Genomic DNA, 7,723 nt, shown 5'->3' with positions numbered 1-7,723 from the left:
AGGGCTTTTTTTATTTCAAGTCCCCGAAAATCCTTATAACAGGAATGCTTATTTACATTATTTTAGAACAACCCTACCGCGCTACCATCCTCTGCTACATCCATTCGAAGTGCTGCGGGCTGCTTTGGTAAGCCTGGCATTGTCATAATATCGCCAGTTAAGCAAACTAGGAACCCTGCCCCTAGCTTTGGGATGATTTCACGAATCGTAATCGTAAAGTCTTCAGGGCGACCAAGTAGGCTTGGTTGATCAGATAGTGAATACTGTGTTTTTGCCATACAAATTGGCAGCACATCCCAGCCAAACTTTTCGATTTGTGCCATTTGCTTTTTCGCTTGGTCAGTAAACTGGACGCCTTTTCCACCGTATACCTTTTGTACAATTGTCGTTACTTTTTGCTCAATTGATTCTGTTAGTTCATAAAGTTGGTGGAACTCGTTCGTTTCATTTAACACTTGGAGTACATGCTTCGCTAGGTCAATACCGCCTTTTCCGCCCTCTTCCCATACGTTCGTTCTAGCAATACGGATTCCTGCATTGTTTGCCCATGCTAATACTGTTTCTAGCTCAGCTTCCGTATCCGTAATAAAACGGTTTAATGCCACGACAGGCTCCACACCAAACGCTCGAATCGTTTCTACATGCTTTGCTAAGTTTTCCATTCCCTGTGTTAAGGCTGGTACATTTTCCTGTGCTAGCTCCGTTTTCGCTACGCCACCATGCATTTTTAACGCTCGAATTGTGGCAACGACAACAACTGCATCTGGTGCAAAATTCCCTTGGCGCGCCTTAATATTCATAAACTTCTCCGCACCTAAATCAGCACCAAAGCCTGCTTCTGTAATAACGATATCAGCTAATTGACGTGCTGTTTGTGTTGCGATAATTGAATTACAGCCATGTGCAATGTTGGCGAACGGTCCACCGTGAATAAGAGCAGGCGTCCCTTCAATTGTTTGCACTAAATTCGGCTTAAACGCTTCCTTCAGTAAGAGAGTAAGCGCCCCTTCTACGCCTAATTGACGTACGAAAACAGGCTCACGGTCATACGTATAGCCAATTACAATATTCGATAAGCGAATTTTTAAATCCTCCAGGCTAGTTGCTAAGCAAAAGACCGCCATTATTTCAGATGCTACCGTAATATCAAAGCCGTCCTCACGAGGTACGCCTTGCACTGGACCACCTAAGCCAATAACCACTTTACGTAAGGCACGATCATTTAAATCCATCACACGCTTCCATATAATTCGACGTGGATCGATGTTTAAAGCGTTTCCTTGATGGATATGGTTATCAATAAATGCAGCTAGGGCATTGTTTGCCGATGTAATCGCATGGAGGTCTCCAGTAAAATGAAGGTTAATATCTTCCATCGGTAAAACTTGTGCATAACCGCCACCCGTTGCACCACCTTTAACGCCCATCACAGGACCTAAAGAAGGCTCTCGAAGCGCCACCATGACATTACTATTTAATCCATGTAATGCATCCGCTAAACCAACTGTAACAGTAGATTTCCCTTCTCCCGCAGGTGTTGGACTAATCGCCGTTACAAGCACTACCTTTCCAGTAGGCTGTCCGTCAATTTGATTCGTATCCAATTTTGCCTTATATCGACCATATTGCTCGATAGCCTGTTCTGGTATACTTGCTTGCTGAGCAATTTCAGTAATTGGCTTCATACTGGCACGATTTGCAATTTCTAAATCAGATAAAGGTTTTGTAAGTGTCATGTTGTACCCTACTTTCTGTAATGTTCCCTTCTATTATAAACAAATTCCCCCGAGAACACGCAGTAATTCTACTTTAAATTTAGCCAATTTGTTGACATTACATAATACTTACTGTATATTTTTAACCATAATTGTCTCAATATTTCGAACAAAATACTAGCAACTGCAAGTATGGGAGGAGAACGCTCATGCACCAAGGGAAAGTTAAGTGGTTTAATAACGAAAAGGGTTACGGGTTTATTGAATGTAATAATGGTGAGGACGTTTTCGTACACTTCACAGGTATCCGTGGTGAAGGGTTCCGTACACTAGAAGAAGGACAGCAAGTATCATTTGAAATTATTGAAGGGAATCGAGGTCCACAAGCCTCAAATGTTTTTAAAATGTAGCCTACTACACCAGCTTTGGCTGGTGTTTTTTTATATGAAATGCGCTGGAGCTCGACCCTGATCGAACTCCAGCAGATTATACTTTAAGAAAAACCGCACTATTGTACGGTTTTTCATTTACTACTCTTCCACTACGATATAATCCTTATTTGAACTTTTATCGCCCATTGTTGCCATTACATTCGTAATAGAGCCGATATAATGAGATGGCTCTTCCTTTCCTTCCTCATACACATAAATATTATAATCTGTTTTATTGCTCTTCTTTATGAGGACATTTCCTGTTCCTGTAGTAAATCCGATAAATTGTCCCTCTTTTAACGCTTGAATTGCCTGTTGTTTTGTTAATACCATGCTTTTACTCCATTCTAATTAGACTACGAATATTATCGACATTTAGCAAAGTCTATGAAGTACTACGTTTTTTAAATACATAATTAGCATGATCAAACGTAATATACTTTTCCTTTTGTGCCCCGCTTATTACAACCGTATGAAGACCATTACCAAAATCTAAAAATGCATTCCAGCCATCGCCTTCTCCAATCGGCTTGTAGTAAGAGAGGTTTCCTGAAGCAGTGTGCATTGTGAAAATTTCCACATTACTTTCTTCATTAATAACTGTACTGCTCGGTAACTGTAATAGCTTTTGAAGTTCATACAACGGCTCTAAATTTTGTACGAGATGAATGACTTCTGCAATTTCCACATCTCCCGCTTCATGATTGCCAAGTATGCCAAGCTCCGTCAATTCTTGCATCCGTTCCTGTTCAGGTAAGTCCCACTGAATAAAAAATGGATAGTCGAACAGAGTGCCTTGTTTTCCGATATGAAGTAATTGCCAGCTTATAATAGACCCATCCGGACGAGTTCTTGAAAAACGTTCGGGACCTAATACATCATAGCCTGCTTGATAAAAAGTCTTTGCATCCTCTTCAATTGTTGTTGTTCTAAGTGCTATCCGATTAAATCCATTTTGCCGATGATTTTTTTCATACGTTTCATGTAAAGAATATGGAGCCTTTGCAGCTACCGAAAATTGTTCTTCGTCATAAATACCAATTAGCTCGATATAAGCCGAGCCAACATAACTAAGTGCATTATACGTTCCCCACTGCGTATGCTGCCCTCCATGAACAGTATGGAGTCCATGCTCCTGTAAATACTGCATAGCAGCTTCTGGTTGATCAACAAATTGTACAATATGGTCTAGATAATACAAAAAATCCCCTCCATATTCGTAATAGTAAAACGTTCATTGTTTCCTCTTGTTCATAAGTATAAACCGAACGATCTAAAGAGAACTAGTATTCTTCTGTCAAATCCTCTTCATTTTTCCTTAACCATTCCACTAATACCTCAACAAATTTTTGCGCAGCTGGTGAAAGATGGTGCGTTGTTGATATTCCAATTGTACGATAACTATCTTGCTTTAAAGGAATCACCCTTACATTTGATGGTAATCTCATCAGAACAAGCTTCGGTAATATCGTAATACCAAGATGATGCTCGACCATCGTTATAATCCCATTTTCATCAAAAAGCTCAAAGCGAACATTTGGTTTCACCTGATGCTTTTCGAAAATGGCCCACACATCATTTGTTCCTTTATAGGAAGGCATAATAAAAGGCTCTAATTCTACTTCCTTTAAATCAATCTCATCCATATAATAAAGTGGGCTTTTTGATGAAACAATACATACCATTCGATCTTTTTTTAAAGGCATAAATTGAAACTGCTTCGAGCTCGTTCGATTTAAAAATCCACAATCAACTTCACCACTCAGTAGCCATTGTTCAATTTCATAATAATCCCCTTCTCGTAACGTAATATGAATTCCGGGGTAATTTTGCTCCATTATTCGGATTATGCTTGGCATCCATTTTGTCGAAATACTAGAGATAAGTCCAATTCTCACGGTTCCCTTTGTAATACCTAAAATATGTGATGCTTGTTGTTTTAATAGTTCCTGTGCATGTAAAACCTGGCGCATAGCAATTAGCATCGTATGCCCGTCTGCCGTTAGCTTAACACCCGTTCGACTCCGATGAATAAGTGCGAAGCCAAATTCCTTTTCTAAGCTTGAAATAGCATGACTGACAGCAGACTGAGTTAGCCCTAAATTTTCCGCTGCTTTTGTAAAGCTCTGCTCCTCGGCCACCTTATTTAATATTTCATACTTTACTAGGCTCATCTTTTATCTCTCATTTCTTATCCCTCTTACATGAATTATTTTCATATACTTCATTATAAACATTCGTTTTACTAATCTCAATTATCAGTTTATAGTTTGTTATACAACAGTTTTAGTGAAGATATTAGAAATGTGGTGAAACAATGAGTTTGCAAAGTAAAGCAAATATTTTAATGGTCATCGTGACGATGTTTTGGGGTTTGAGTTATACATTTATGGTAATGGGGTTAGAGGCTCTAGAAACATATAATATCGTTTTGTTCCGCTGTGCTATGGCCTTTATTGTCGCTAGTCTCATCTTTTATAAAAAAATGAAAAACGTTCAAACAAAAACATTACTATATTCTGCCATACAAGGATTTTTATTATTCATTGTATTCTCCTTATCACTTTTCGGTCTAGAAACGACTTCAGTATCCAATGCAGGCTTTATATTAAGTTTAACCGTCGTCTTAGTACCGATTTTCATTAGTATAATGGATCGTAAGTTACCCTCTCGTGCCGTTACCTTTGCTGTAATTAGTACGATGGTCGGCATAAGTATTTTAACAATTAAAGAGTCGCTATCCTTCCAACCTGGAGATCTTTTAGTTGCCATTGCGGCTGTAGCATATTCAATTTATTTAATATTGAATAGCACCTTTACGAAATCCGTCGAATCGATTTCATACGGGGTATTTCAACTTGGATTTGCCGCAATTTTTGCGTTCGTTTTATGCTTAATGTTTGAGACCCCTTCGTTCCCTACAACATCGAATGGATGGCTTGCAATTATCGGATTAGGGTTAATTTGCACAGCATTTTGCTTTATTGCACAAACTGTTGCACAACAGTATACGACCCCTACTCATACTGGTTTAATATTTTCGATTGAACCAATATTTGCCGCAATTTTTGCCATGATTTTTCTTGGTGAAGCGATCACAGCAAGATTAGTTTTAGGCGGCGGATTTATTTTATTAGGTAATCTAGTAGCACAAATTGAGCAGTTTTATAGAATTCGATTTATTTCAAATCATACTGAACAAGAGAAAGCAGCTTAGTAAATGATACTAGGCTGCTATTTAATGCTCTTCTCTAGATTTTTCGAAATTAATATTTTTGTTAGCTTAAGTCATATATTTTCTACTAGATTCATATTCTATAGTAACGATTTAAATTTCTGATTATTTTTAATATACAATCATTTTTCATAATAAGAAACTGCCGTTATTATATTTTATATATTAGATTTATTGCATAATCTATTTAATCAATTGAAGGAAGTGTTATTTATGATAGGACGTAATGACCAATGCCCATGCGGTAGTGGAAAAAAATATAAAAAATGCTGTGAGGGAAAACAACAAGTTACGGTAGAAAATGTATTCAATGAAGAGATTGAAAATGTATTACAAACTTTTTACTCAGCTTACCCAGAGCGTAAGGATGTTCGTGAATATATTCAACTTGTTCAAGCGTGGTCTCCAAAGCTACAAAAGCAGCTTCAGCGTGAACTAATTGAGGCTGTTGTACTCGATGAATTCTTCTTCCATGTACGACCTGATATTTGGACAAATTATTTAAAACGTTCAATGAAACGCTCTGTTCGACCAGCTACAGTGGCGTTACTCGACAGTTGGGTAGAGCCAATGATGTTTATCGGAAAGGTAGTAGAGGTTGAAGATGACTACTTTAAGGCGGTAAATCTTTTAACAGATGAAATATTTATGGTACGCCGTGAAAATAACAAACCTATCCCAGAGGGAATGCAAGTATTTGCCTTCCTATTGCCAGATGGCTCTAATAAAGAAAACCATGTACTAGCTGTTTCTACTTTAATTTTCTTCCCTGCAGACCATGCTAACGTATTTGAAAAATTTAGCAAAATATTCAAATCACAGGAAAAAGATGCCCATACATTTTTAAAGGAAAATCATTTAGCATTTTGGACAAGCTTAGTTGACGGTGGCTATGCTGGAGAAGAGTTCACAACATTTGAGGCAGACGTTTTAGAGCAGACAAAGCGTTTCCTAGAAGAACGTGAGCGAAATGCCGATCGACTTATGATTGTTTTAGAAGATTATTTAATTGAACAGCAGCCAACAGCTCGAAAGGCAGCAGCAATTGCAGCGGGTGCGATTCGATTCGGTCAGGAGCGAGCTCTATTTGAAGGAAAATCGTTTACAGTGAAGGAAATTGCTGAACATTTCGGTGTATCGGCTTCCTCATTAAACAAATATTATCAAGAGTTGCTATCTTATCAAGCAGTAACAGCCTAAAATGCAAAAAACTCGACTTCGGTCGAGTTTTTTCTATTGCCATATTCGGTTATCACATTCATGGATTCAAAAAAGGAGCACAAAACAGCATGTGCCCCACTTGTTGACCTTACTAACTACTAACATCGACTCCAAATTCCTGTTATGTGTAGAACAAAAATGCTATTCATCGAGCACTTTTAATAGCTCTTCTCCTAAAAATTGCAGCTGCTCCCCTACTGTGCATTGCTCGATGCAAAAACGATGTGCACCTGATTTCCCCCGTGTTTTGCGAAGGTCGCGTATAACTAAACATTCCGTGCAGTATATGTCGGTTACTTCATCAATTTCTTTCATGACCGAAACCTTATTCATACTCGCCCTCCTTTATATATATTTCATCATTTTACTACGGTTAATTTTCATTTGTCCATTAGCTTCTTTTTGCTATAATACATAAGAGTAAAGGAAGTGTAAAAAGATTATGCTAGAAGTATATATTGATGCAGCAAGCGCGGGTAATCCTGGCCCAAGCGGTATTGGAATTTTTATTAAGGGCGAAGGTCACCACATTCAAATTAGCGAATTTATTGGAGAATCAAACAATCATATTGCAGAATTTACAGCCCTTGTTCGTGGACTAGAGGAAGCGTCAAAGCTTAATTCCCCGCTTATTTCCATGCGCTCTGACTCAAAAATTGTCGTCAGCTCTGTAGAAAAAGCTTATGTTAAAAACGACGAGTTTAAACCTTACTTAGAAAAGGCTCTTTTGTTAATCGATCAATTTGATTTATTTTTTATCAAATGGGTTTCAGACAAAGAAAACCGAGCGGCAGATGCCCTTGCTCGACAAGCAATCCATAAAAAATAACTTTCCCCTTCTAAATTTATAGAGTAGAAGGGGAATTTTCGATCAAAAAAGCTAAAATTGAATAAATTCCTCGACTATTTTCATTTTTGCAACGCTTTTCTATTTAAAGGTCGATAATAGTAGAATACTATCATCGAACGATTCCACCCAAATTATTTGAGAATGATCCCACTTCATTGTGCTATTTTGATACTTGCAATTGAGAATACCTTCTAAATTTTTCATTTTAAATTATTTATTCATCATTTTAAAACGGTAAAAACCGAAATTGGCCCATTTCATATACTACTTA

Annotated in this window: 9 protein-coding genes; 4 read left to right on the top strand and 5 right to left on the bottom strand. The window is 37.8% G+C overall.

The genetic code is table 11. The features are described 5' to 3' along the window. Positions 1 to 62: 62 nt before the first annotated feature. Positions 63 to 1,736 (bottom strand): formate--tetrahydrofolate ligase, encoded by a 1,674-nt coding sequence (locus tag V4T18_RS16570; RefSeq protein ID WP_332651302.1) that lies wholly within the window; start codon positions 1,734 to 1,736, stop codon positions 63 to 65. A gap of 188 nt (positions 1,737 to 1,924) precedes the next feature. On the opposite strand from V4T18_RS16570, the gene V4T18_RS16565 reads away from it, so the two are divergent. After that, entirely contained in the window at positions 1,925 to 2,125 is a 201-nt protein-coding gene (locus V4T18_RS16565) for a cold-shock protein (protein WP_332651300.1), read from the top strand. Between the two features lie 120 nt (positions 2,126 to 2,245). Here V4T18_RS16565 and V4T18_RS16560 read toward each other — a convergent pair whose 3' ends face one another. The 3 genes from V4T18_RS16560 to V4T18_RS16550 all read right to left on the bottom strand — a co-directional run bounded on the left by V4T18_RS16560 (position 2,246) and on the right by V4T18_RS16550 (position 4,320). Beyond that, positions 2,246 to 2,479 (bottom strand): hypothetical protein, encoded by a 234-nt coding sequence (locus V4T18_RS16560; protein ID WP_332651298.1) that lies wholly within the window; start codon positions 2,477 to 2,479, stop codon positions 2,246 to 2,248. Between the two features lie 52 nt (positions 2,480 to 2,531). Next, a complete protein-coding gene (locus V4T18_RS16555) occupies positions 2,532 to 3,347 on the bottom strand; it encodes a VOC family protein (RefSeq protein ID WP_332651296.1) in 816 nt (271 codons plus the stop codon). A gap of 82 nt (positions 3,348 to 3,429) precedes the next feature. Continuing rightward, the gene (locus V4T18_RS16550; RefSeq protein ID WP_332651295.1) at positions 3,430 to 4,320 is read right to left on the bottom strand and encodes a LysR family transcriptional regulator; all 891 of its coding nucleotides are present in this window, start codon (positions 4,318 to 4,320) and stop codon (positions 3,430 to 3,432) included. Positions 4,321 to 4,463: 143 nt separating this feature from the next. Here V4T18_RS16550 and V4T18_RS16545 point away from each other — a divergent pair, with 143 nt between their 5' ends. After that, positions 4,464 to 5,363: a DMT family transporter gene (locus tag V4T18_RS16545; protein ID WP_332651293.1), complete on the top strand. Its 900-nt coding sequence runs from the start codon at positions 4,464 to 4,466 to the stop codon at positions 5,361 to 5,363. 231 nt (positions 5,364 to 5,594) lie between these two features. After that, the gene (locus tag V4T18_RS16540) at positions 5,595 to 6,581 is read left to right on the top strand and encodes an SEC-C domain-containing protein (RefSeq protein ID WP_332651291.1); all 987 of its coding nucleotides are present in this window, start codon (positions 5,595 to 5,597) and stop codon (positions 6,579 to 6,581) included. Between the two features lie 162 nt (positions 6,582 to 6,743). On the opposite strand, the gene V4T18_RS16535 is transcribed toward V4T18_RS16540, so the two are convergent. Beyond that, positions 6,744 to 6,935 (bottom strand): zinc-finger domain-containing protein, encoded by a 192-nt coding sequence (locus tag V4T18_RS16535; RefSeq protein WP_332651290.1) that lies wholly within the window; start codon positions 6,933 to 6,935, stop codon positions 6,744 to 6,746. Positions 6,936 to 7,044: 109 nt separating this feature from the next. Between V4T18_RS16535 and V4T18_RS16530 the strand changes: the two genes are divergently transcribed. Continuing rightward, positions 7,045 to 7,431 (top strand): ribonuclease HI family protein, encoded by a 387-nt coding sequence (locus tag V4T18_RS16530; RefSeq protein ID WP_332651288.1) that lies wholly within the window; start codon positions 7,045 to 7,047, stop codon positions 7,429 to 7,431. Positions 7,432 to 7,723: the final 292 nt, after the last annotated feature.

Source organism: Lysinibacillus sp. 54212 (assembly GCF_036662795.1).
In the GTDB taxonomy this organism is placed as follows: domain Bacteria; phylum Bacillota; class Bacilli; order Bacillales_A; family Planococcaceae; genus Lysinibacillus_B.
This window is presented reverse-complemented; position numbering and strand designations above follow the sequence as displayed.

What these genes read in the sequence shown, in the direction of transcription:
- V4T18_RS16560 (WP_332651298.1), bottom strand. Translation starts at nt 2,479, where the DNA reads ATGGTATTAACAAAACAACAGGCAATTCAAGCGTTAAAAGAGGGACAA.
- V4T18_RS16565 (WP_332651300.1), top strand. Translation starts at nt 1,925, where the DNA reads ATGCACCAAGGGAAAGTTAAGTGGTTTAATAACGAAAAGGGTTACGGG.
- V4T18_RS16540 (WP_332651291.1), top strand. Translation starts at nt 5,595, where the DNA reads ATGATAGGACGTAATGACCAATGCCCATGCGGTAGTGGAAAAAAATAT.
- V4T18_RS16545 (WP_332651293.1), top strand. Translation starts at nt 4,464, where the DNA reads ATGAGTTTGCAAAGTAAAGCAAATATTTTAATGGTCATCGTGACGATG.
- V4T18_RS16550 (WP_332651295.1), bottom strand. Translation starts at nt 4,320, where the DNA reads ATGAGCCTAGTAAAGTATGAAATATTAAATAAGGTGGCCGAGGAGCAG.
- V4T18_RS16530 (WP_332651288.1), top strand. Translation starts at nt 7,045, where the DNA reads ATGCTAGAAGTATATATTGATGCAGCAAGCGCGGGTAATCCTGGCCCA.
- V4T18_RS16535 (WP_332651290.1), bottom strand. Translation starts at nt 6,935, where the DNA reads ATGAATAAGGTTTCGGTCATGAAAGAAATTGATGAAGTAACCGACATA.
- V4T18_RS16570 (WP_332651302.1), bottom strand. Translation starts at nt 1,736, where the DNA reads ATGACACTTACAAAACCTTTATCTGATTTAGAAATTGCAAATCGTGCC.